This is a genomic window from Pontibacter akesuensis, assembly GCF_001611675.1.
In the GTDB taxonomy this organism is placed as follows: Bacteria; Bacteroidota; Bacteroidia; order Cytophagales; family Hymenobacteraceae; genus Pontibacter; species Pontibacter akesuensis.
Map to the genome: position 1 here is coordinate 338,694 of NZ_CP014766.1, position 23,501 is coordinate 362,194.

Annotated in this window: 16 protein-coding genes; 5 read left to right on the forward strand and 11 right to left on the reverse strand. The window is 53.6% G+C overall.

Annotated elements, in window-relative coordinates:
- The first annotated feature begins 30 nt into the window (after positions 1 to 30).
- Positions 31 to 819: a PhzF family phenazine biosynthesis protein gene (locus A0W33_RS01360; protein WP_068836499.1), complete on the forward strand. Its 789-nt coding sequence runs from the start codon at positions 31 to 33 to the stop codon at positions 817 to 819.
- A gap of 140 nt (positions 820 to 959) precedes the next feature.
- On the opposite strand, the gene A0W33_RS01365 is transcribed toward A0W33_RS01360, so the two are convergent.
- Positions 960 to 3,830, reverse strand: a complete 2,871-nt coding sequence (locus A0W33_RS01365) for a glycoside hydrolase family 3 N-terminal domain-containing protein (RefSeq protein ID WP_229802059.1) — start codon at positions 3,828 to 3,830, stop codon at positions 960 to 962.
- Between the two features lie 396 nt (positions 3,831 to 4,226).
- Between A0W33_RS01365 and A0W33_RS01370 the strand changes: the two genes are divergently transcribed.
- Positions 4,227 to 5,801 carry a glycoside hydrolase family 10 protein gene (locus A0W33_RS01370; protein WP_068836501.1) on the forward strand — a complete coding sequence of 525 codons (1,575 nt, stop codon included), beginning with the start codon at positions 4,227 to 4,229 and terminating at the stop codon, positions 5,799 to 5,801.
- Positions 5,802 to 5,920: 119 nt separating this feature from the next.
- Here A0W33_RS01370 and A0W33_RS01375 read toward each other — a convergent pair whose 3' ends face one another.
- The 7 genes from A0W33_RS01375 to yjjX all read right to left on the reverse strand — a co-directional run bounded on the left by A0W33_RS01375 (position 5,921) and on the right by yjjX (position 11,961).
- Positions 5,921 to 6,748, reverse strand: a complete 828-nt coding sequence (locus A0W33_RS01375) for a ZIP family metal transporter (RefSeq protein ID WP_068836502.1) — start codon at positions 6,746 to 6,748, stop codon at positions 5,921 to 5,923.
- A 62-nt stretch (positions 6,749 to 6,810) separates the two neighbouring features.
- Entirely contained in the window at positions 6,811 to 7,575 is a 765-nt protein-coding gene (locus A0W33_RS01380) for a Mut7-C RNAse domain-containing protein (protein ID WP_068836503.1), read from the reverse strand.
- Positions 7,576 to 7,702: 127 nt separating this feature from the next.
- Positions 7,703 to 8,896 carry an NRAMP family divalent metal transporter gene (locus A0W33_RS01385; protein WP_068836504.1) on the reverse strand — a complete coding sequence of 398 codons (1,194 nt, stop codon included), beginning with the start codon at positions 8,894 to 8,896 and terminating at the stop codon, positions 7,703 to 7,705.
- Between the two features lie 6 nt (positions 8,897 to 8,902).
- Positions 8,903 to 9,664: a LamB/YcsF family protein gene (locus A0W33_RS01390; RefSeq protein ID WP_068836505.1), complete on the reverse strand. Its 762-nt coding sequence runs from the start codon at positions 9,662 to 9,664 to the stop codon at positions 8,903 to 8,905.
- On the reverse strand, positions 9,661 to 10,671 hold the full coding sequence (locus A0W33_RS01395) for a 5-oxoprolinase subunit C family protein (protein WP_068836506.1): 1,011 nt from the start codon (positions 10,669 to 10,671) through the stop codon (positions 9,661 to 9,663). Before A0W33_RS01395 ends, A0W33_RS01390 begins: the two co-directional genes overlap by 4 nt.
- The gene (gene pxpB, locus A0W33_RS01400; protein ID WP_068836507.1) at positions 10,662 to 11,396 is read right to left on the reverse strand and encodes a 5-oxoprolinase subunit PxpB; all 735 of its coding nucleotides are present in this window, start codon (positions 11,394 to 11,396) and stop codon (positions 10,662 to 10,664) included. The genes A0W33_RS01395 and pxpB overlap by 10 nt, the downstream gene beginning before the upstream one ends.
- Positions 11,397 to 11,403: 7 nt before the next feature.
- Positions 11,404 to 11,961, reverse strand: a complete 558-nt coding sequence (yjjX, locus tag A0W33_RS01405) for an inosine/xanthosine triphosphatase (RefSeq protein WP_068836508.1) — start codon at positions 11,959 to 11,961, stop codon at positions 11,404 to 11,406.
- Positions 11,962 to 12,172: 211 nt separating this feature from the next.
- On the opposite strand from yjjX, the gene A0W33_RS01410 reads away from it, so the two are divergent.
- Positions 12,173 to 14,776, forward strand: coding sequence for a M1 family metallopeptidase (locus tag A0W33_RS01410; protein ID WP_068836509.1), 2,604 nt, complete (start codon positions 12,173 to 12,175; stop codon positions 14,774 to 14,776).
- Between the two features lie 359 nt (positions 14,777 to 15,135).
- Here A0W33_RS01410 and A0W33_RS01415 read toward each other — a convergent pair whose 3' ends face one another.
- The 3 genes from A0W33_RS01415 to A0W33_RS01425 all read right to left on the reverse strand — a co-directional run bounded on the left by A0W33_RS01415 (position 15,136) and on the right by A0W33_RS01425 (position 21,746).
- The gene (locus tag A0W33_RS01415; RefSeq protein WP_068836510.1) at positions 15,136 to 18,945 is read right to left on the reverse strand and encodes a DUF5689 domain-containing protein; all 3,810 of its coding nucleotides are present in this window, start codon (positions 18,943 to 18,945) and stop codon (positions 15,136 to 15,138) included.
- A gap of 256 nt (positions 18,946 to 19,201) precedes the next feature.
- On the reverse strand, positions 19,202 to 20,905 hold the full coding sequence (locus A0W33_RS01420) for a pyruvate dehydrogenase complex dihydrolipoamide acetyltransferase (RefSeq protein ID WP_068836511.1): 1,704 nt from the start codon (positions 20,903 to 20,905) through the stop codon (positions 19,202 to 19,204).
- Between the two features lie 211 nt (positions 20,906 to 21,116).
- A complete protein-coding gene (locus A0W33_RS01425) occupies positions 21,117 to 21,746 on the reverse strand; it encodes a histidine phosphatase family protein (protein WP_068836512.1) in 630 nt (209 codons plus the stop codon).
- Positions 21,747 to 21,805: 59 nt separating this feature from the next.
- Between A0W33_RS01425 and A0W33_RS01430 the strand changes: the two genes are divergently transcribed.
- A complete protein-coding gene (locus A0W33_RS01430) occupies positions 21,806 to 22,225 on the forward strand; it encodes a hotdog fold thioesterase (RefSeq protein WP_068836513.1) in 420 nt (139 codons plus the stop codon).
- A 33-nt stretch (positions 22,226 to 22,258) separates the two neighbouring features.
- Entirely contained in the window at positions 22,259 to 23,431 is a 1,173-nt protein-coding gene (locus A0W33_RS01435) for a chorismate-binding protein (RefSeq protein ID WP_068836514.1), read from the forward strand.
- The last annotated feature ends 70 nt before the right edge of the window (positions 23,432 to 23,501 follow it).

Sequence of the window (23,501 nt, forward strand, 5' to 3'; positions counted from 1 at the left end):
GTAGTAGCGCCTTGCTAACTTTTCCCCTACATGAAATTAGACCTTTACCAGATAGACGCATTTACTGACAGCATCTTTGGGGGTAACCCCGCCTGCGTAGTTCCGCTCCGGGAGTGGCTACCAGATGAGCTGTTGCTGCAAATAGCGAAGGAGAATGCCGTGGCAGAAACGGCATTCTTTGTCGAAACCGGAGATACGGTGCATCTGCGTTGGTTTACACCCGAAATCGAAATGGATTTATGTGGCCACGCCACACTGGCCACAGCACATGCTTTGAAAACAATCCGGCACTACCCCAAGGACAGCATTGTGTTTGAAACCCTAAGTGGTGCGCTAACAGTTACCACAAGCAAGGACATGTATACGCTGGACTTTCCCTCCAGAAGCCCTGTTCCGGCTACCCTTCCCAACAACATTAAAAACGCATTGAGCATCCAGCCCAAACAGGTGTTGAAGGCACGGGATTATGTGTTGGTTTACGAGACTGAGCAGGAAATAAAAAATATCACCATCGACCAGCAATCATTCGACCAGCTAAACCTTGATCCGGGAGGCGTGGTGGTTACGGCAAAAGGCACAAACTGCGACTTTGTTTCCAGATTTTTCACCCCGCAGTCCTCCATTCTGGAAGATCCTGTGACAGGCTCGGCGCACTGCTCCCTTATCCCCTACTGGAGCGGACAACTGCATAAAAAGGAGCTCACCGCCATGCAGCTCTCCGAAAGGCAGGGCACCTTGTTTTGTATAGACAAAGGCGAACGGGTACTCATTAGCGGCAAGGCCAAAACCTATTCCATCGGCACCCTTTGGACAGCATAAAATTTGAATTAGCGAAGTATAGCAATCCTCAATAATACTTAGGAGCATGTTTTACTTTGTATGTAAGCTAATCCTATCACAAAAACAGAAGAGGCGCCGGAAATGGCGCCTCTTCTGTTTTTAATTATGGAAGTTACAAATTACGGCTGCAGCTTCTTGCTCTTTTCCAAGGCATCATATACCACCTGCAGCACGTTGGTGCGGGTGTTCAGTTGGCTAAGCTTAGGATTCTCGCGTGTAGGGTGCACCCGGTTCGACAGGAAGACATACACCAGGTTGTTCACTGGGTCGATCCAGGTGTAGGTGCCGGTAAAGCCGGAGTGGCCGAAACTTTCAACCGGAGCGCTTGGCGCGGCGTTGCTGTTCTGCTCGCCTGGCTTGGCCGGGCGGTCGAAGCCGAGGGCGCGGTAATTGCCCTGCTCACAGAACTGGCACTTGCTGAATGCACTTACGGTATTGCCGCCAATGTAGGTTTCGCCTGCAAATTTGCCGTCGTTCAAGTATAGCTGCATGAGTTTTGCCACATCGTTGGCATTGCCAAACAAGCCGGCATGGCCACTTACGCCGCCCAGCATGGCAGCTCCCTCATCGTGCACAGTTCCGTGCAGCAGCTGCTTCCGGAACAGGGAATCTACCTCGGTTGGCACAATTTGTTTGGCAGGATATTTTTTGTAGGGATTGAACGTCAGGGTGCTGGCCCCGATTGGCTTATAGATGTTCTGCTTCAGGTACGTTTCGAAATCCTGACCTGTGATGTGCTGCACCACCAGCGGGGCAAGTATAAACGAAAGGTCGCTGTAAACATAACCCGGCTTCTCGTTCAGCGGGGACTCCTTTATTTCGTCATAAATCTTGCTGGCATACTTGCGGTGGATGTACAGGTTTTCTGCCACCTTTATCGGGAAGCGGCGGGAGGAATCAGCTTTAAAAGTAGCCCATTTGAATTTGCCGTTCTTCTTCACCGTCTCCTTCCAGAAAGGAATCCAGGCTTTTAACCCAGCCTGGTGTGTCAGGATGTCGCGGTACTTCAGGTTAGCTTTGTTAGAGCCCTGCATCAGCGGCAGGTATTCCCCCAGCGTGCGGTCCACATCAAAGCGCCCCTCCCCTGCCAGCTTCATGAAGGCAGCCAACGAGGTGCTGATTTTAGTAACTGAAGCTAGATCGTACAGGTCAGTGATTTGCACCGGCTGCTCCTGTGCATACGTATGGTAGCCGAATGCCTTTTGGTAAATTACTTTTCCATCTTTCGCCACCAGCACCTGGGCACCGGGAGTGGCTCCCTGCGCCATCGCCTGCGCCACCAGTGAATCGATGCCTGCCAGGTCTGCTGCCTTCAGTCCCACGGCTTCCGGCTGAGTATAGGCAAAGCGCACAGCACCCTGAGTTTTCAGGCCATCCCCCACTTTGAAGGCGTTCGATACCGTAACCGGCAGTTTTCCCTTTGCCCCAACACCCCCGAAAATCAGCTGCGAGGCCACGTCCTGCGCCAGGTCCGTTTCCTGGTATGCAGCGAGCACGGCATCGGCTTTCTCCAGCCCCTCCATATAAGCCAGGCTATACACGTTGCCAAACACACTTACCACCGTAGGTTTGGAGCGGATCAGGTCTTTCAGGAACAAATCCATCTCAGCGGTGATGCCGAAACTGCTGCCACCCGCTTTCAGGTTTAGTTTGTGCACACCCGCCAACACCAGGTTATAGGGCTGCAGTTTCTCTTTCAGCGCCTGCAGCTCGGCTATACTTGCCGTGGGCGGAAGAAAGAAAGTATCTACCTGGGTATAGCGGGCAAGGCCGCGCTGGAAAGCTGTTTCTTTTTTCGTGCCGATGGCGAGCGCGGCTATTTTAAGCGTATCCAGGCGCTGCAGTGGCAGTATGTTCCGCTTGTTGCGCAGCAGCGTGAGCGAAGCCTCCACCAGCTGCTGGTTCAGGAACTCGGCGTGGGGGTTATTCAGGTCCGCAATGAGGTTCTTTGTTTCGATAGGTTGCCAGTTATCCAGCCCCAGCCACTGCTTGGCAGCCAGTACTTTGCGCACACGCGTGTCTATTTCCTCCTGCGTTATTTCTTTGTTGGCAATGGCTTTTTTTACCTCCGAAATGGTGGTGCCCACGTCCATAGTATTCAGCAGCACATCGTTTCCGGCCAGCAGCGCCTTCACGTCCACCACTCCCGGAGGATAGAACTTGGCCACGCCCTGCATGTTCAGTGCATCCGTAAACACTAGCCCCTCATACTTCATTTCCTTCTTCAGCAGGTCTGATACAATTGGTTTAGAAAGCGTGGAAGCCAGGTTGGGCGTGTTGTCCAGCACCGGGATGTTCATGTGGGCCACCATCAGACTGCCGAGGCCATTGTTCATGAGCTGGCGGAACGGGTACAACTCCACTGAGTCAAGCCTGATTTTGGAGAAGTTAATCACCGGCAGGCCGTAATGCGAGTCTACGTTTGTATCGCCGTGGCCCGGAAAATGCTTGGCATTGGCCAGCACCTTGTTGTCCTGCATGCCGCGCATATACGCCATGGCCTTGCGGCTCACGTTATACTTATCTTCCCCAAAAGAGCGGAAGCCAATTACAGGGTTGTTGGCGTTATTGTTCACATCCACCACTGGCGCAAAGTTTACGTGTATGCCCAGGCGGCGGCACTGGCGCGCAATCTCCGCTCCCATTTCATAAATGAGTTGCTCATCTTCTATGCCGCCGAGCGCCATTTGGTACGGAAACCTGGTGGTGCTGTCCAGGCGCATGGCCAGGCCCCACTCGGCATCTATACTTACCATCAGCGGCACCTTGCTTTCCCGCTGGTAGCGGTTCGTCATCATGGCCTGGCGTACCGGCCCGCCCTGGAAAAAGATAAGGCCGCCCACTTTGTACTGCTGCACTAGTTGGCTGATGGAGTCTATGTGCGCCTGGTTTTTGTTCGAGTATACCGGGATCATAATCAGCTGCGCAATGCGCTCCTCCTCCGACAGCGTATTGAACACGGAGTCCACCCACGCCTGGTTTGCGCCCATGAAGGGAGGATCGGTGGCCGGGTTGAAGACACGGGCGGCGGCTTTTTCAGTGGAGCTGCGGCCTGTTTTCGGCTTTTGTTTCTGCGCCTCGGCCTGCATCGCCCCAGAAAGGAAAAGGGCAAGCAGGAGTAGCAAATGGTATGGTCTTTTCTTCAAAGCGTTAAGTAATTTTGCATTAGCGGGTTTGATGGCAATTTAAGGTTATTCTGCCTAAAATTCGCCACCACAGCAGGTTTATTAGCGGCTGTGGCACCAGGTCAAATACAAACAAGGTACTCTTTTATTTTCTGCTTCTTCCTTTTGTGCGGCGCGCTACCCTGCTATCTTTGAGGCCGGAAGCCTGCGCAGTACAACGCTGTACCCAGAGCTTCTCCACTGCCACAGTCCCAGCCGTTTATGTTTACAGTATTAAAAAAAACGTTTGTTCTAAACGTTCTTTGCCTCCTTGTTATTGCCGCTGCCGCACATGCGCAGTCATTGGCCCCGAAGCGTGAGTTCCGGGCGGTTTGGGTAGCCAGCGTGGCCAACATCGACTGGCCGAGCCAGAAGGGGCTTTCGCCGGTAACACAGCAGAAGGAGTTTACCTTTTTAGCGGACGCGCACCAAAAGAACGGCATGAATGCCCTGATCGTGCAGATACGCCCGGCCGCCGATGCATTTTACCGCAGCAAGCTGGAGCCGTGGTCGGAGTGGCTGACTGGCCTGCAGGGAAAAGAGGTAAACCCGCCTTACGACCCCCTGGATTTCATGCTACAGCAGACGCATGAGCGCGGCATGGAGTTCCACGCCTGGTTTAACCCCTACCGTGCCACCTTCGACACCAAGGCTGTCACTGCCCCGGACCATATCACCAAGCGTAGGCCGGAATGGTTTGTCAAGTATGACGGCAAACTGCTCTTCAACCCGGGCATTCCGGAGGTGCGCACTTACATCACCTCCATTATCATGGATGTGGTGCGCCGCTACGACATTGACGGTGTTCATTTTGACGACTACTTTTACCCTTACCCCATCGCCAACACGCCCTTCCCCGACGACAGCACGTTTCTGAAGCACTCCAATGGCTTCAGTAACAAGCAGGACTGGCGCCGTAACAACGTAGACCTGCTTATAAAAGGTATTTCAGACAGTATTCAGGCTGTGAAACCATACCTGAAGTTTGGCATCAGCCCCTTTGGCGTTTGGAAAAACAAAGACGAAGATGTGGCTGGCTCTGCTACCCGGGCTGGTGCCCCCACCTACTCTACCCTCTATGCCGATACCCGCAAATGGATGCAACTGGGCTGGATTGATTACCTGGTGCCGCAGGTATACTGGCACATTGGGCACAAGGCGGCCGACTATAAAACAATTGTGGAATGGTGGGGGCTGAACTCCTTTAACCGCCACCTGTACATTGGGCACGGCGCTTACAAAATAGGCACCGACAACAACGCCGCCTGGCAGGACCCAAACGAGATTCCACGCCAGTTGCGCCTTAACCGCTCCTTGCCCACCGTAGGGGGCAGCGTCTTTTTCAGCTCAAAATCCATCATGAAAAACACGCAGAACGTGCAGGACTCGCTCCGGGTATATTACCGGCACCCGGCGCTGGTGCCTGTTATGGAATGGAAAAAAGCAAAAGCTCCGGCAGCCACCACTATTGTAAAGGCGCAGCAAACTACCAAAGGCGTGCACCTGCAGTGGCGGCAAATCCCGGACGCGCGATACTACGTTATTTACCGTTTCGAGAAAAACACCTTTTGCGAATTGCCCATCTGGCACAAAGAATACTGGGAGCCGTTTCAGGCAGAGCTCAATAACCCGGCGCGCATCGTTGGCAGGGTGTTCGGTAACAACACGCATTTCCTGGATAGGACAGCCCTGGAGGACGGAAAGTATACGTACGTTATCACCACCCTGGACAGGCTACAAAATGAAAGTGCTCCCTCGGCAGGCGTTACCGTGAAGTATAAGAATTACAATTTGTAACCAAAGCTCAAAAGCAGGAAGAAGCTTTCCCTGTAAATCGAAAAGCAGCTATACCTATACCGACTTTGCCCAATAAGCAGAAGGGTGTAACAAAGGATAAACTCTACAGAAGGACTGCCTTACCCGAGTCCCACGTCGAGCACCATCATCACCACAAACCCCACTATCAGGCCTAGCACGGCAACGTCCGTGTTCTTGTCGCGCTGAGTTTCGGGTATCACCTCCTCCACCACCACATAGATCATGGCCCCAGCGGCAAAAGCGAGGGCAAACGGCAGGGCAGGCTCAATGTAAACGACGGCTAAAGCTCCAATCACGCCAGCCACAGGCTCCACAATGGCAGACATCTGGCCGTACCAAAAGCTTTTGAAACGGCTGATGTTGAGTCGGCGCAATGGCATGGCCACGGCAAAGCCCTCCGGAAAATTCTGCAAACCGATGCCAAAAGCCAGTGTGATGGCCGCCGTTAGGGTCACACCTTCTGCGCCGTTGGCAGCGGCACCGAAAAGCACGCCCACCGCCAGCCCTTCCGGAATATTATGAATAGTGATGGCTAGTATAAGCAGCGTGGTGCGGTGCCAGGTGGTTTTAACTCCCTCCTTTTCGCTTTCCTCAAAGTTGATGTGCAGGTGCGGGGCCAGCTTATCGAGCCCGAAAATAAAGAGCGAGCCGCCAAGAAACCCTACGGCGGCGGGCATCCAGCTCATGCCCGGGTACAGCTGCTCCGAGTACTCGATGGCCGGGGCCAGTAACGACCAGAAACTGGCCGCCAGCATCACCCCGCCGGTAAAGCCCAGCATAATGTCTTGCCAGGCGCGGTTCAGATCCTTGAAGAAGAAAACCATACTTGCCCCAAGCGCCGTAACCAGCCAGGTAAACACCGTGGCGAGCAACGCCGCGTAAACAGGACCAATGTCCCGCAGAAAAGACTCTAAACTTTCCATCATATCGAAGTGTCAGCTGCTAAATACCGGATGAGGCTTAAATTTGTTGCTCCTGCGGCACCTGTTTATCGGCCATACCGCTTCCTGACTTCTTCCACGTAGGCTTGCATGCGCTCGTAGTGCGAGCCTTTCCAGTACACGCGGCCGCAGGAGGGGCAGCGGTAAAACTCCTGAAAGTATAGTTTTGTTTTCGGCGGAAGCTGCTCCAGCACCTCCTGTTTCGGAACAGCAAGTATGGGCGTGTTGCACTCCAGGCAAAGCGTGAAAGGCTTAAAGTGCTGCCAAAGCGCATAGCGGCTGATGATTTCTTCCAGCTGCTCCTCTGTATGCTGAGAGCGTAGCCAGTAGCCCCACGTAACCGCCTTCTGTTTGAGCAGGCCGACATCCCGCGTGAGCACCACCCGCTGTTGCTCCTGCGCCAACTGTGCGATAGCGCTATCTGAGAAGTCTGTTTCATACAGCGTGTCCAGGCCCAGCAGGCGCATGCGCTTTGCCAGTGTGCCCAGGTGCACATCCAAGATAAACATGGACGGTGCGGGATGCTTCACTGCAAAAGAATAACCAGCAGGCCAGCTATACTTGGCAGAGAGCGGATAAACCTGCACGTCATCATTATGGTGGATAGGCTGTTGAAACGCAGCGGGTTTGTTGTTGATCAAGATCACATCCACCTCCGGATGGGGCACGCCACTGGCTTCGATGGCGTCTTTTACGGCCGGGGCACCCTTGAAAACATAGCTTATCGGCTGCTCCCTATCCCGCTTTTTCAGGAAGTCCTGTAGGGCTCCATGAAAGTTAAACTGAGCGGTATGCTGCTTTTCCTCCTGCATGTTTCCTCATACGGTGACTTATGCTGCTACTGCTGTACCAAGTATGGAATTACAGCAGCAGCGTTGATACAGCAAGCGACACCAAACCTTAAGCCGCTGGCTAGAAAGCTCTATTCAGGAGGAAAGATCAAGCAAAGAGCTTTGGAATTTGCTGCCACAGTGTATAGCCGCCGAGGTAGGCCATCACCAGCACCACCAGCACACCAAATACAGTAAGCAGCAGCGGGTGGCGGTAGTCTCCTACTATTTTTGGTTTATAAGCGGCAAACAGCATAGTACCCAACGACAGCGGCAGGATGAGCCCGTTTAACGCGCCGGCAAGTATAAGCAGGCGTACCGGCTGGCCGATGGTGATGAAAATAGCCGTGGAGACAAGTATAAACCCAATGATCACCCAATTCTCATGCTGCTGGATTTTGGGGCTGAACGACTTGAGAAACGAAACGGAAGTATAAGCCGACCCGATCACAGACGTGATGGCGGCAGACAGCATCACCACACCGAACAGCTTATAGCCTAAGTTTCCCGCAGCCTGTTGAAACACCGATGCAGGAGGATTGGCAGGATCAAGGGTCAAGCCTTTGCTCACGACACCCAGCGCCGCCAGAAACAGAAACACCCGGATAAGTGAGGCGACGCTGATGCCCATCACAGCACTTGTACTCACTTCAGACAAGGCATCCCGGCCCTTTATGCCCGCATCAAGCAGGCGGTGGCCTCCGGCAAACGTAATATAGCCGCCCACGGTGCCTCCAACAAGTGTAATTATCGCGATGACGTCTACTTCATCCGGCATAAACGTTTTGGCCACGGCCTCCCCCACTGGCGGTGCCGACGTGAAGGCCACGAACAAAATCAGCAGGATCATCAGGAAACCCATCACCTGCGCAAAGCGGTCCATCACCTTGCCTGCTTCCCGCATCAGGAATACCCCAATGGCCACGGCAGCGGCAATCATAGCGCCGGTTTCTGCCGAAATACCAAACAGCACATTCAGCCCCAGGCCTGCGCCGCCCACATTGCCGATATTAAAAGCCAAACCGCCCAAGACGATAAGTAGGGAGAGCAGCACACCCAGCCCCGGCAGCACAAGGTTGGCTATGTCCTGCGCCCGCCGCTCCGACACCGCAATCACGCGCCACACATTCAGCTGCACCCCAATGTCAAGTATAATCGAAAGCAGGATGACAAAACCAAAGCTGGCCATCAGTTGCTGCGTGAATACCGTGGTTTGGGTCAGGAAGCCGGGGCCAACGGCGGAGGTGGCCATCAGGAAGGCGGCGCCGAGCAGTACGCTCCAGTTTCTCTTTTGTTTTTTCATGCGATGCTACAGCGCGGTGATCCGGATTTTTTCTTCTTGAAGGACTTCTTGAATATGGCGGGCAAACTCCAGCGCATGGGCGCCATCGCCATGAATGCAAACAGTATTCGCCTGTATCTCCACCTCCGTTCCCTGCTGCGAGAGCACCTTGCCCTCTTTTACCATCCGCACCACCTGCCGCACCGCAACGTTATGGTCGGTGATCAACGCGTTCGGCTGGCGACGTGAGGTCAGGGTGCCATCCTGTTGGTAGGTGCGGTCGGCAAAGACCTCGTTCGCTGTGCTGATGCCAAGCTTTTTGCCAGCCTGTATCAGCTCGCTTCCGGCTAGCCCGTAAAGTATAAGCTCCGGCTCCACGCGGTAAACAGCTTCGGCAATGGCCTCGGCAAGTGCTGCGTTGGTGGCGGCCATGTTGTAGAGCGCCCCGTGCGGTTTCAGGTGATGCAGCCTGGCTCCCTCCGCTTTCGCAATGGCCGTTAAAGCCCCTAGTTGGTACACCACCAGGTCGTACACCTCTTCAGCGGAAACCGCCATTTCGCGGCGGCCGAAACCCGCCAAATCCGGCAGGCCCGGGTGCGCCCCGATAGCCACGTGCTGTGCCAGGGCCTCCCGCACCGTTCTTTTCATGGTGGCCGGATCCCCGCCGTGGTAGCCGCAGGCAATGTTGGCAGAGCTGATGTATTTCAGGAGTTCGCTGTCGTTGCCCATGCGCCAGGCGCCAAAACTCTCGCCCATGTCGCAGTTCAGGTCTACGGCGTAGTTGCTCATACTTTGTGTAGCTTGTGATAGATGGCTTGCTTGAGGCCGCTGATGTTTTGTTCCTGCTGGATGTACAGGCGCTGCGCCTCCTCCAGTGTCACTTCTTCGAAGCGGATAGTTTTGGTGGGCTGCACCTGCGCCAGTTGCGGCAGGTCGGCACTTATCACCTGCGCAATGTGGGGATAGCCGCCCGTAGTCTGAGAATCCGCCATTAAAACGATAGGACTTCCTTCTGCGGGTACCTGCACCGCCCCAAAGCTAACCGCAGTGGACAACAACTCCGCTTCCTGCTCTAAGGCCAGGATTGCTCCCTGCAGCCGCAAACCCATCCTATCCGACTGTATGGTGACACTGAACTTTTCATTCCAAATATAGTTCTGGCTGTTTTCCGTGAAAAGGGTGTATTCAGAGCCCCGCAGTGCCCGCAGCACCGGATTTGGCTTATAGGTTGGGAGTAGTTCCGGCTCTGGAAACCAGCTGGCCACCGTGAAAGCGGTCTGCTCATCGCGCAGCAGCAGCCTGCTTAGCACCAGCCTGTTTAGCTCGTTCGGCTCCCCGGCGTGCAGTACATCACCGCTCCGCAAGGCCCTGCCCTCCAGGCCGCCGATGCCGGCGCGCAGATAGGTTGCGCGGCTACCTATTACTTCCGGCACCGCCAGACCTCCTGCCACGGCTAAATAGGCATAATTTCCGACCAAGGGCTTTCCAAAGCTCAGCACGCTGCCTGCCTTTACCAGCACCGGCCGCCACAGGTATACCCGTTCTCCGTTTATACTTGCTGAGAGGTCAGCGCCGCCCAATGCTATCAGTGTCTCCTGCTCAAAAGCTAGCTCAGGCCCCTGCTGGGTGATCTCAAGTGCCGCGGCATTTTTCTCGTTCCCCAGCAGCAGGTTCGCCAGGCGCAGGGCAAGCTTATCCATGGCTCCTCCCACAATTACACCTTGCTTCTGGTAGCCATAGCGCCCCAGGTCCTGCACCGTTGTCAGTAGCCCCGGCTTATGAACTGTTATGCCCATGCCACCTCCTTTCGCTTCAGGAACTCTTCTTCAGAAATCGGCACAAAACGCACTTTATCGCCGGCCTGCAGGAGGCTGGGCATTTCCCGTTTTGCGTTGAAGAGCTGCACCGGTGTTTGCCCGATCAGCTGCCAGCCTCCGGGGGTGCTGATGGGATAAACCCCCGTCTGCTCGCCTGCAATGCCCACACTGCCTGCCGGGATGCTTTGCCGCGGCGTGGCTTTGCGAGGTGTGGCAATGCTTTTATCCATGCCGCCTAAGTATGGAAAGCCCGGAGCGAAGCCGATCATGTGCACCAGATACTCCTTGCTGCAGTGCCTGTCTACTACCTCGCCCATACTTAGCCCGCAGTGTGCGGCCACCGCCTCCAGATCGGGACCATAAGCTCCGCCATACACCACCGGAACCTCCACCAACTGCACGGCAGGTGTCTCCTTTTCTTCCAAATGAAACAAAAGCTGCTGCAGCTGTTGAACCACCTCGCTATAAGCATCTTTTTTTCCCTTCTGGCTTATCACCCAAGGGTCATAATACACGGTGATGGTGGTAAAGGCAGGCACATACTCCACCAGTCCCTCAAAGGGCTGTTCTTCTAAAAGCGCGGAAAAGGCACGGATGCTGGCGTGTGTGCCGGGGTCTATGGTGTGCCCGAACTGCAGCACAATGGCTGTATCGCCGAGCGGGCACAGCTGAAAAGGTAGTTTCTGAATCGCTTCCTGTGGCATAGGTAGGTTATACTTGCTGCTCCTGCCGCGGGTTCAGGTAGTAGGCTTTATTCTTGAAGGGCACCAGCGCCAGCACCACAGCCTGCTCATACAGTTCGCGCCGGTCCAGCGCATTTTGCGTAAGCAACCCAATGGCGCCTCCTTTTTGCTTGGAGTTGGAGTGGCCGAACACCTGGTCATCGGCATCGCCCAGCTCCAGCCCCTGCTCTACCAGCTCCTGCACCGCCTTGGGCAGGAAGAAAGCACCCGAGCGCGCTTTGCCCGTCTGCTCCCGATCCTGCACCACCACCCAGGCAAAAGCCGCGAGTTCGCCGTTAAACTTTTCGATGCCGCCTTCAATGCCAATCCAGAAATCAGCTTCCGGGTGTGACGCACGCGCATTTTCCACCCGGTTCAGTGCCCCATGCAGCGTCTCCTGATCCGACATAGGTTGGTCAGCCACGCCAGAAGGCACCGACACCGGCGTTGGCATGAAGGCATCCTCCGGAAACATTCGCTTCAGCCCATCCAGCGCAGCATTCACTTTCACCGGGTTTTTGGAGGCAACTACTACGTTGTATTTCATCTTTTAAGACCTTAGTATCTAGACGATAGATTTTAGATTAAACTGGCGCAGGCATTCGCTTTAGCTTATCAGGTAAAAAGTATAGCATACCGCCAGTGTGAGCATGCGCCATCACCTAAAGAAAAGAAAATATTCTGAACTAGCCTCGAACACCAGCGGCAGAAAGTATAGGTCCGCAAGTTTCGTCGGCTTATGCGTATATTTGAGAAGTATGAAAAAGACAAAAAGACACTTACTTATAGCCAGCATCGCCTTGCTGGGCGCTGGCAGCCTTGGCTCGTGCAGCAAACCGACAGCAACATCCAACTCCGCTTTGCCTGTTGAAGCCGGTGTATCTGCGGAGCTGGCCACGTATCGCAAGCAGGTGCTTAGCCAGATCGCCTACAACATCAGCTTGACTATTCCTGCATCGAAACAGGAGCCGATCCTAGGAAACGAAACCATTACATTCCGGCTGTCAGACAACAGCCAGCCGCTGCAGCTCGACTTTAAAGAGCAGCCCGATCATCTGAAACAAGTATGGGTGAACGGCAAAAAGATAGCGGCAAGTATAAACCAGGAGCATATTGTGCTTCCTGCAGAGCACCTGAAGAAAGGAGAAAATGAGGTAAAGGTGGAGTTTATTGCCGGCGACCTATCGCTGAACCGCAACCCCGATTACCTCTACACGCTGCTCGTGCCCGACCGTGCCCGCACCGTGCTGCCTGTGTTCGACCAGCCTAACCTGAAGGCCACCTTCAAACTTTCGCTGACAATGCCAAGGGAATGGAACGCGCTAGCGAATGGAATTTTGCAGGATTCAACAGTGTCGGGGCAAGCCAAGACCTATACATTTGCCACGTCCGACACCATTCCTACTTACCTTTTCTCTTTTGCTGCAGGCGAGTTCAAGCACCTGCAGCGCGACATGAAAGGGACGACCATGCACTTTTACCACCGCGAAACCGATACCTCTAAAATAAAGGAAAGCCTGGACCCGATCTTCAACATCCACCAGGAGGCCCTCACCTTCCTGGAAGATTATACCCAGATTCCGTACCCGTTTCAGAAGTTTGACTTTGTGGCAATTCCCGATTTCCAGTATGGCGGCATGGAACATGTGGGAGCAATACAGTATAAAGCCTCTAGTTTATTCCTGGATGAGGGCGCAACCAAAGACCAGAAAATCTCCCGCTCCAACCTGATTGCGCATGAAACGGCCCACATGTGGTTTGGGGATTTGGTAACGATGCAGTGGTTTAACGATGTGTGGATGAAGGAAGTATTTGCCAACTTTATGGCCGACAAAATCACGCAGGTGGCCCTCGAGGATTCCAATTTTGACATGAAGTTTCTGGTCGATCATTTCCCGGCCGCCTACAGCATCGACCGCACCACCGGGGCCAATCCTATCCGGCAGCCGCTCGACAACCTGAACAATGCCGGCTCGCTTTACGGCAGCATCATCTACCACAAAGCCCCGATTATGATGCGCCAGTTAGAGCGATTGATGGGCGAAGCAGAATTTAAAAAGGGCCTGCAGGAGTACCTGAAAACTTACGCCTTCCAAAACGCCACCTGGCCCGACCTAATCAAAATTCTGGATGCCCGCACCCCCGCTGACCTGCAGCAGTGGAACCAGGTGTGGGTTAACGAGCCGGGCCGCCCGATAATCAGCCACAACCTTGAAACCGACAATGGAAAAATAAAGGCACTGACGGTAAAGCAGCGAGGCGAAGATGGATCAGACAGAATATGGCCACAGTTCTTCGAGGTAGCGCTTGTTTACCCGAACCGAGTGGAGGAACTGACGGTGGACATGACCAAAAGCGAAGTGGCCGTGCCGGAAGCCGTGGGCAAGGAAGTGCCGCTGTATATACTTTTCAACTCCTCAGGCCAAGGCTACGGCGTGTTTCCGGTAGAGGACGATATGCTGCAGCACCTGTACAAACTGGAGAATCCGGTGCAGCGCGCCTCGGCCTACATCAACCTGTACGAGAACATGCTGAACGGGCGCGAGATCAGCCCTACCGAACTGCTAGCCTTTTACCAGCAGGGCCTCACAAAGGAGCAGGAAGAGCTGAACATCAAGCTCATCACCGGCCAAGTGGGCGACATCTTCTGGCAGTTGCTCACGCCGACTCAGCGCCAGGCGTATGCCGCTGAACTGGAGCAAAGCTTGTGGCAAGCTATGCAGCAGCAACAGGCTGCCAACGTGAAAAAGCTGCTCTTTAAAACCTACCAAAGTATAACTCTCACGCAGCAGGCACAGGACAGGCTGTACACCATCTGGAAGGAGCAGAAAGCCCCTGCCGGTGTAAAGCTGAATGAGGATGATTATACCTCGCTGGCCCTTGCGCTGGCCGTTCGCGATTACCGTAGCGATATCCTGCAGCAGCAATTAGCCCGCATCCAGAACCCCGACCGGAAAAAGCGGCTGGAGTTTATGATGCCGGCTTTGTCTTCTAAGGTACAGGAGCGGGATGCCTTTTTTGCCTCTTTAGCTGATGCCGAAAACCGCGAGAAAGAATCTTGGGTTGCCTCAGCTTTGGGCTATCTGCATCACCCACTGCGTGCACAGGCTTCGGGAAAATACCTACCCAAGAGCCTGGAACTGCTGGAGGAGATTCAGCAGACAGGCGATATATTCTTTCCTTTTAATTGGCTCAGCGCCACCCTCGGCTCTTACCAGTCGCCAGAGGCAGCCAAGGTAGTGCGCGATTTTCTCACAGCAAACCCCGACTACAACCCAAAGCTAAGAGCAAAGATCCTGCAGGCGGCAGATGGCTTGTTCCGTGCTGTGAAACTGGTGACGACACAGCAAACTGGCAGCTAGTTTATACTTGCAGTACATGCAAAAGGGGAAGCCAAATTGACTTCCCCTTTTGCATGTACATCCTATTCAAATTTGATTCCCATCCGCCTGGCTGCTTTGCACAGCAAATGATACTTGCTTCAAATAAGAATGAAGGGTTTTTTTAGCTGTATAAGTTGTTTCTCTTTCCTGTCATTTCGACGAAAGGAGAGATCTTTACATGATTCCAGATAGATTTCTCGCCTTGCTCGAAATGACATTGGTAAATACAGGTTGAAATTTACTTGATTGACGGATCGGCGTCAGAAGAAACCAAACTCATCTACAAAACAGAAAAGGCCCGGCAAAACCGGGCCTTTTCTGTTTTATATTAGTAGCTTTTATTGCTTGATAATGCGAACTGTCTGGCTGTTGTTCTGGCTGATTACCTTCAGGTAATACAGGCCTGCCTTCAGGCGGTTGCTGTTCAAGTCGAGCTTAAAGCTGCCGTCTTTAGTGCTGATCTGCTTGCTCAGTACCTCATTGCTGAAGTGGTCATAAAGCACTACCTGCACATCGCCATTCACCATACCTTCAATCTTCACCTCAGCGAAGTCCTTCAGTGGGTTCGGGTAAACAGTTATTGAGAATGGCATAGAAGGTGCCGGCTCCACGGCTTCCTCGCCGCAGGCTACTGTACCACAGCTACCAAGGGTTGCGCCAAGTTTCAGCATCGGTTCCACTGCCTGTACCGGCACACATAGCGTGCGTGCACTTTCCATGGAGCGTCCCGGAGGTCTGAAGCAAATTTCCACCATCGGAGTGCGTGCGTTTTTCGTGCAGACAACATTCACCACACAAACCTGTACTTCATCCGTTCCCGTGCGTCCGTTGCTGTCTGTTACCGTTACCGTGTAGGTTGTGGTTTCATCAGGGCATACTTGTATGCTCTGGCCGGTCTGGCCGTTGCTCCAGGTGTAGGTATACATGCCTGATCCATCAGTCGGCGTGCTGGCGGTAAGCGTAGCACAAGCCTGTGGTGCATAGCCAAAGTATACGGTCTGGTTGGTGCCGGCATCCACTACTAATGGCGCAGGTGCCGTTAACTCAAACCGCACCAGTACCGGCAGGTGGTCAGAGGTCGTGTTTCCGTAATTCTCGATGTAGGAGAAAGGAATTATAAGTCGCTCTGACCCTTCAATATACTCCTCATAAAGCTCGTCGCTGATGGTGATGTGGTCGATTACGTTCTCCTGTGTGATGTAAGAGCGCAGGCCCGCCTCGCTAAGCGAAAGAGTCACTACATCGTAATCTATATCCTGCACAAACAACTGGTATACAGTTTCGCCGCTGCCAATTGAGGCATCCACGTCATCGTTGTAATCACCCAGAAGTATGAGGTTTGCGTTGGCGTAGTGCGTGTCCAATGAGTCTTTCAGCACCTGCACATCGTAAGCACGGCGGGCCAGGTCGTTGTTGTTCGAGCCTGATTTTGCGTGGATGTTGATGAGCTGGATACGCTCCGTCACGCCGTTGATCGTCGCATCCACCGTAACCATGTAAGGCAGGCGGCCACTCGACCAGAACGAGGATGCCTCGCCAGACGGATAGTTATTGAGCAGGTCCGTCTGACCAGCGCGGGCGGCATCGTACAGTTCCTCAAACAGCACACGCTCATCCACCACAGTCACTACCTCGGTGTTATAGATAAAGCACAGCTTCTGCGCCGGGAAGTTCGGATCTTCTCCATTGAAGGAATAGGAATAACGATCAGAGCAGATCCGGGCGTAACCGGGAAGCATGTCCACGAGTTGCTGCAGCTGGTTCTCATCCGAAACTTCCTGCACTGCAATGATATCGGCACGGATGCTATCGAGCAATTCAGCGGCATTCTGCAGCTGCAGCAACTCATTGTTCGGGCCGAAATCTTTTTGCGTAGCGCCAAAGAACTCCATGTTCCAGCTCATCACATCCAGCGTCTGGGCAACCGGAATATCGCTTCCGGCTTGCACGTAGGCTTCTGTGCCTGGCAAATCAGCCATAAAGCGCGGCAACAGCTGCAGGCTTCCCCTGAAGCTGCTCACGATACCCGTTATGGTTACCGGCTCCTGTGGCTTCAGGCGGCCTACCAGGTCTTCCACATCGCCATCAATGCGGAGGGCTACAGTGCCTGTGCCGTCCGTTATCTCATAGTTGCTATCCGGGAAAAGCAGGCCTTCCGGGTCCGTAAATGAAATACCAGGTATGGTTACCAGCATGCCTTCATACTGGTTCAGGTCTGCAATGGTGGTTGTTATTGGTGCCAGCGTGGTGGTAGCCGGTCCGAAACTTTCGATGGAAGTGATGTTCACTAACTCCGGCATCTGGTTGAACAGCTCCACAGAGGCCGTGATCTGGATAGAATCGCCAATAGCAAAGGCTCCGTCTCCATGCACCTGCGGATCAAACACAGCGATACCCGCCGTGGCATCCTGCAGGTAAGCCGGGCCGCCAAACTGGTTGGTAGCCGTTAACACACCGCTTACTGTTACGACCGTACCAACAGGCAATGTTCTGGCTTCGGCTATACTTCCCTCTACCGGTACTTCCGGCTCTGGCTCCTGGGTGCTGCCGCCAAAGCTTTGGCCAGTGTTGATCAGGTTATAGGTGCTTGTAATCGGGCCACCCCAGGTAAAGTCGGCATAGCTGGTACCGGTACCGGTTAGCTGGAGCGAGTAGTTAAGCGGTGTGGAGCTGCTTTCCATTACACCGATATCTTCGCTGGTCACACCTGCTGCAAGACCATCGGTTGCCGTAAAAGAGCCCTCATAGCTAAGGAACTGTACTACTTCGCCATCTGGGTTGATCAAGGCAACACCATCAGGTGCGCCATTCTGCAAGCCGGTAATTGCGAAGAAAAGAGTGCCATAGCCATTATCCTGATTCGGAATGGTACCGCTAAGTTCTAGGGCGGAGTAAGCTGTGCCGCCATTGCCGTTGTAGAGTACCAACTGCCAGCCGCTTAAATCAGCGCCTGCATTGCCCGCTATTTCTACTCCCTCACCGGCATCTGCGCCGTCATTATCATAATGCAGCTCGTTGATGAACACCACATCCTGAAGCGGCAGAAATGTCTGTCCATTGTTTACTTCGTCATAAGTAGCAGTGCTGCTGGCAGCCCAGGTAAAGGCATCATAAGATGAGCCTGAGCCAGTCAGTTGCAGCGAGTAGCCGGTAGGAGAATCGCCTGCCTCTGCCACACCGATGTCTTCACTCATCATGCCATCGGCAGGGCCTCCCACAGCCGCAAAGGCTCCTTCATAGCTTAAAAACTGCACGACCTGGCCCTCAGAATTTACCAGCGCAATACCGTCCGGAGAACCGTTCTGCAATCCTGGAATTGGAAAAAATACTGTCCCGAAACCTGACTGCTGATTCGGAATAACACCACTCAGGCTTGTGGTGCTGTAGTTGGCGCCGCCGTTGCCATTATATCCCACGAGCTGCCAACCCTCCAGGTTAGTGCCGGCAAGACCTGCAATCTCAACGCCCTCTCCCGTATCCGTGCTGGCGTTATCGTAATGCAGCTCGTTGATGAAAACAAGCGTGATGGCTGGTTCAGGTTCAGGCTCTGGTTCAGGCTCCGGATCTGGAGTGCCCCCACCCAACGGAAATACCTGGTTGTTATTTATCTCGCCGAAAGTGCTGGTTGCTGCTTCCTGCCAAGTGAAATCTGCAGAGGCGTTCCCATCGTCAATGTTTCCCAGTTGCAGGGAATAACCGGCTGGCGTTGTACTGCTTTCGCTCACACCGATATCCTCGCTCGTCATGCCGCTGGCCGGCCCGTTAACTGCGGTAAGTGTGCCCTCGTAACTCAGGAACTGCACCACCTCGCCTGCTGCGTTTACCAAAGCAATGGCGTCTGGTGATCCATTCTGAATGCCTGGCGTGTTTACTGATAAAAACCCGTAAGAGATGGAAGATGCCGGAACCGCACCAGTTAAGGGTATGGTTTGGTAAGTTTCGTTATTGGAACCGTTGTAGAGTACAAGGCTCCAGCCAGTCAGATCGGTGCCGCTGGGAGCGGCAATTTCAACGGCTTCGCCGGAATCTGTACCGTCATTGTCGTAGTGGATTTCGTTGATGAATACTTGCTGAGCCATTGCTGCCGTAGAAAAGAACAAACAGACCAGAAAACTCAGCAGCCGAAGCGGGAGTAATTTTTTTTTCATGCGTAAGAGAGGTATAAGTATGAGTAAAAAAGAAATTACACGTCAGCTTACTACAACCCATCCACCTTCATCACTACCAACACGTTACGGCTATAGCACCCTTGCTTTTACTGCATCCCGGCACTTTAGTTCCCCCGAATCTATTTCCTTTATGTTAAGAAACGAGTCTTCAGTGTGGAGCATACTTTCCTGTATGCAAAAAGCCGCCTCTCCTTTGCAGGAGGGGCGGCTTTTTAGGCGGGTACATACCATTATTTTAAACCAGTATCCTTACCGGGTTTTCCAGCAGGTTCTTGAACGTCTGCAGGAAGGCTGATCCTACTGCGCCGTCTACTACACGGTGGTCGCACGACAGGGTTACCTTCATCACGTTGCCAATCTGGATATTACCGTTCTTCACCACCGGTGTCTGCTTGATGCCTCCAACTGCCATGATACAGGCATCTGGTGGGTTGATGATGGCTGTGAACTCTTCGATACCGAACATGCCCAGGTTGGAGATGGTGAAGGTGTTGCCTTCCCAATCCGACGGCTGCAGTTTCTTTGTTTTGGCTTTGCCACCCAGATCCTTCACCTCTGCGGAGATGGCAGAAAGTGACTTGAAATCAGCATTGCGTACCACCGGCACCAGTAGCCCTTCTTCTACCGCTACCGCCACACCGATGTTAATGTGCTTGTTGTAACGAATCTTATCGCCCAGCCACGAAGAGTTTACTGCTGGGTGCTGGCGCAGTGCCGCAGCCGCAGCCTTAATAACTAAGTCGTTGAACGATACCTTCACCGGTGAAACCTCGTTGATGCTGGCGCGGGCCTCAATGGCTTTGTCCATATCGATTTCCATGGTCAGGTAGAAGTGCGGCGCAGAGAATTTGCTCTCGGCCAGACGGCGGGCAATTACTTTGCGCATCTGCGATACTGCTACTTCTTCGTAGGCATCGGCTGGTGCACCCGGTATGGCAGCGGCAGGTGCCGAAGCAACCTGTGGCGCCGACGCCTGCTGTGGTGCTGCAGATGGGGTGAATTCTTCCACATCGCGCAACACAATACGACCACCCTCGCCCGATCCTTTGATCTGAGACAGGTTATAGCCTTTCTCCTGAGCCACGCGCTTGGCCAGTGGAGAAGCCTTTATACGGCCACCGTCAGCCCTGGTGTCTCCACCTGCATGCCCTGTGCTTTCAGCACCCGGCACTTTTGTTTCTTCTACTTTATCAGATGTGGCAGCGTCTACGCCTGCCTCTATGGCTTCATCCGTTTTGGCGTTCTCCTGCCGATCTTCCGTGTTAGAAGAGGCACCGCTCAGCAGGGCTTTGTAATCAGCGCCTTCCTCCCCAATGATGGCAATGATGGCATCCACTGCTACAGAATCACCCTCGTTAACGCCCAGGTATAACAGCGTTCCGTCCTCGTACGACTCCAGTTCCATGGTAGCCTTGTCGGTCTCCACTTCTGCCAGTATATCGCCTGATTTTACTTTATCGCCTTGTTTCTTCTGCCAGCTTACAAGCACACCCTCTGTCATGGTGTCGCTCATCTTGGGCATGCGGATCACGTTGGCCTTGATGTTGCTTGTATCGGCTACCTTGGCAGGAGCCTCCTCTTTGGAACCAACGGCTTTTGTTTCCTCTTTCTTTTCTTCTTTGGCTGCAGGCTTCTCTTCCGTTGCGGCAGGCTTTTCAGCACCGTTCTTCGCCCCATTCAGCAAGCCTGAGATATCCTCGCCTTCTTTTCCGATAATGGCGATCAGGGAATCAACCGGTACAGAATCTCCCTTCTTTGGACCAATGTACAGCAGTGTGCCATCCTCGTACGATTCCAGTTCCATGGTGGCCTTGTCGGTCTCCACTTCTGCCAGTATATCGCCAGCGCTAACTTTGTCGCCCTCTTTTTTCAACCAAGATGCAATCACCCCCTCTGTCATCGTGTCACTCATCTTGGGCATTCTTATAACTTCAGCCATAAATATCGTGTTGTTTGTTCGCCCAATAGGTCTTGTAATATCCGCCCAAAAATAGATGTAAAAACTTTTTATTCAAACTATGCAGGCACACAAATGATGCGTAATGGCGTGAAAGCAAATTTTAGCATGGTGCTGCGTCTGCACGTACCTGTTACTGGGCAAGTTACGAAATCGAGTGTAATTAATAAAGTTAACGGAGATTAGTTCTGTGTTACAGCACCATTTCCGGCTGCAGGTGCGCCACATCACAGTATTTGCGCACCGAAAACATACTTCCGGTGTAGTCAAGCTCATACAGGCAGAGGTTCTCGTGCCGGAAATTGTCCATGCAGCGCAGGGGGTAACGCAGCAGCTGGCAGAGCAAAATACGCATGGCGCGGCCGTGCATGCAGACCAGAATCGTCTCCTCCTCCGGCCGGCTCAGCATCAGATCCACAAACACACGCTGCCGGTCCGATACCATCTGCGGACTTTCCCCACCCTCTATCGGCTGGTCGGTGCCGCCCTTGGTCCAGGTTTCCAGCATGTTGTAGTAATAGGCATCTTCTTCGGGGGTAATGCGGGTGCCCTCGCGCGTGCCCCAGTTAATCTCGTTCAGGCCGGCGTGCTGCTCGTGCGGCAAGCCCAGATCCAGGAACTTTTGCACCGACTGTATGCTGCGCTGTAGCGTGGAGGTATAGACTTTATCAAAGGCCACGGCCTTATACTTGTCGAAAAACAGGGATGCCTGCCGTTGCCCCTCTGCGTTGAGGCTGGAATTTACGCCGCTGCCCTGCACAATGCTCTGCAGGTTATAGTCGGTCTGGCCGTGGCGGATGAGGTATACTTTCTTAATACTCAAAATTCTTCTACTTTTGCTTTCCTACGTAAATCAGCGCGCAAGTTAAGACATCACACCGAATGGATAAAAATACTGATACGGTAGACCGGGTAAATGAGTGGTGTAAAAATACCATGATCGAGTACCTGGGCATCGAAATACTAGAGGCTGGCCCTGATTTCCTTGCCGGCCGCATGCCGGTGGACCACCGCACGCACCAGCCCATGGGCCTGCTGCACGGCGGCGCCTCAGTGGTGCTGGCGGAGTCGCTGGCAAGTATGGGGGCGGCATTGCAAGTGGATTTAACTAAAAAAGCCTGCGTTGGTTTAGAGATAAACGCGAACCACCTGCGCAGCGTGAAGGAAGGATGGGTGTACGGCAAGGCTACGCCAATTCACGTGGGCCGCAGCACACAGGTATGGGAAACAAAGATCACGAACGAAGCCGGAGAACTCCTGTGCATCAGCCGTATGACCGTGGCCGTAATCGACAGAAAATAAAACAGGAGCCAACATGGCTCAGGAGAAGACACCATGGGTACACAAACCCGAACTTATAGGGTAGCACAGTTTTTTAGAGCAGCCATCGCCGGAGAAAAGGCGGTGGCTGTTTGGCGCCTGCCCAACACACCAGAAACACAGGCTTGTGTGCAATTGACTCACGGCTTTACCACCGGACAGCCGCAACTGGAGCGCAGCCCCTTTGGCTTCCTCTTCTGCCCTTTCCAGACAGCTGCCCAACATCAGAACATTTTCATCAAAGCCGATGTGCAATTGGTGGATGGCGAACTGAAGACTGCCGCCGATGTGCCCCCCCCAACTGCAGCCGATTTTCATACTTTGCTGAATGCTGAAAACCCTAACACCTGGCACAGAGGCGGTATAACCCAGGAGGCGCACTACCAGACAGAGCAGGGCTTTACCTCGGCCGTAGCCAAAGCAGTGAAAGCGATTCAGGCGGAGGAAATGGAAAAGGTGGTGCTCTCGCGCAACAAACTGGAGGCACTGCCGCAGAATTTTTGCCCGGTAACCGCCTTTGAGGCCATGGCACAGGCCTATCCCCGTGCTTTTGTCTCGCTGGTTTCTGTACCGGGTGTGGGCACCTGGATGGGCGCCTCGCCGGAGGTTTTGGTGAGCGTGAATGCGGAGCAGGTGTTTCATACTATCGCATTAGCTGGAACCCAGCCTGCCGTCGAGAAAGTGGGTGAGGCCATCTGGCGGCAAAAAGAGATTGAGGAGCAGGCGATGGTGGAGCGCTATATCCTGAGCTGCTTTAAGAAACTGCGCCTGCGCGAATATACTGAGGTTGGTCCCCGCACCATTATTGCCGGTAACCTAATGCACCTGCGCACCGATTTCAAAGTGGATCTGAAGGAGGTGCATTTCCCCACGTTGGGAACGGACATGCTGCAGTTGCTGCACCCCACCTCAGCGGTATGCGGCCTGCCGAAGGAGCCTGCGCACCAGTTTATACTTGCCCACGAAGGTTACGACCGCAGCTACTACAGCGGCTACCTCGGGCCCGTTGGCAGCGAAACCGGCTCGCACCTGTTCGTGAACCTGCGCTGCATGGAACTGCTGGATCAGGAGGCCATACTTTACGCCGGTGCCGGCATAACAGGCGAATCAGACCCGCAGAAAGAGTGGCAGGAAACGCAGCACAAAATGCAAACCATGCGGCAAGTGTTGGAAACTTTGAGTAACTGATTCTTGAATAATTGAATTCTATTATCAGTAACTATTCACGTATAAATTCAGTCATTCAATTATTCACGCA

What these genes read in the sequence shown, in the direction of transcription:
- A0W33_RS01360 (WP_068836499.1), top strand. Translation starts at nt 31, where the DNA reads ATGAAATTAGACCTTTACCAGATAGACGCATTTACTGACAGCATCTTT.
- A0W33_RS01365 (WP_229802059.1), bottom strand. Translation starts at nt 3,830, where the DNA reads ATGGGCGCAAACCAGGCGTGGGTGGACTCCGTGTTCAATACGCTGTCG.
- A0W33_RS01370 (WP_068836501.1), top strand. Translation starts at nt 4,227, where the DNA reads ATGTTTACAGTATTAAAAAAAACGTTTGTTCTAAACGTTCTTTGCCTC.
- A0W33_RS01375 (WP_068836502.1), bottom strand. Translation starts at nt 6,748, where the DNA reads ATGATGGAAAGTTTAGAGTCTTTTCTGCGGGACATTGGTCCTGTTTAC.
- A0W33_RS01380 (WP_068836503.1), bottom strand. Translation starts at nt 7,575, where the DNA reads ATGCAGGAGGAAAAGCAGCATACCGCTCAGTTTAACTTTCATGGAGCC.
- A0W33_RS01385 (WP_068836504.1), bottom strand. Translation starts at nt 8,896, where the DNA reads ATGAAAAAACAAAAGAGAAACTGGAGCGTACTGCTCGGCGCCGCCTTC.
- A0W33_RS01390 (WP_068836505.1), bottom strand. Translation starts at nt 9,664, where the DNA reads ATGAGCAACTACGCCGTAGACCTGAACTGCGACATGGGCGAGAGTTTT.
- A0W33_RS01395 (WP_068836506.1), bottom strand. Translation starts at nt 10,671, where the DNA reads ATGGGCATAACAGTTCATAAGCCGGGGCTACTGACAACGGTGCAGGAC.
- pxpB (WP_068836507.1), bottom strand. Translation starts at nt 11,396, where the DNA reads ATGCCACAGGAAGCGATTCAGAAACTACCTTTTCAGCTGTGCCCGCTC.
- yjjX (WP_068836508.1), bottom strand. Translation starts at nt 11,961, where the DNA reads ATGAAATACAACGTAGTAGTTGCCTCCAAAAACCCGGTGAAAGTGAAT.
- A0W33_RS01410 (WP_068836509.1), top strand. Translation starts at nt 12,173, where the DNA reads ATGAAAAAGACAAAAAGACACTTACTTATAGCCAGCATCGCCTTGCTG.
- A0W33_RS01415 (WP_068836510.1), bottom strand. Translation starts at nt 18,945, where the DNA reads ATGAAAAAAAAATTACTCCCGCTTCGGCTGCTGAGTTTTCTGGTCTGT.
- A0W33_RS01420 (WP_068836511.1), bottom strand. Translation starts at nt 20,905, where the DNA reads ATGGCTGAAGTTATAAGAATGCCCAAGATGAGTGACACGATGACAGAG.
- A0W33_RS01430 (WP_068836513.1), top strand. Translation starts at nt 21,806, where the DNA reads ATGGATAAAAATACTGATACGGTAGACCGGGTAAATGAGTGGTGTAAA.
- A0W33_RS01435 (WP_068836514.1), top strand. Translation starts at nt 22,259, where the DNA reads ATGGGTACACAAACCCGAACTTATAGGGTAGCACAGTTTTTTAGAGCA.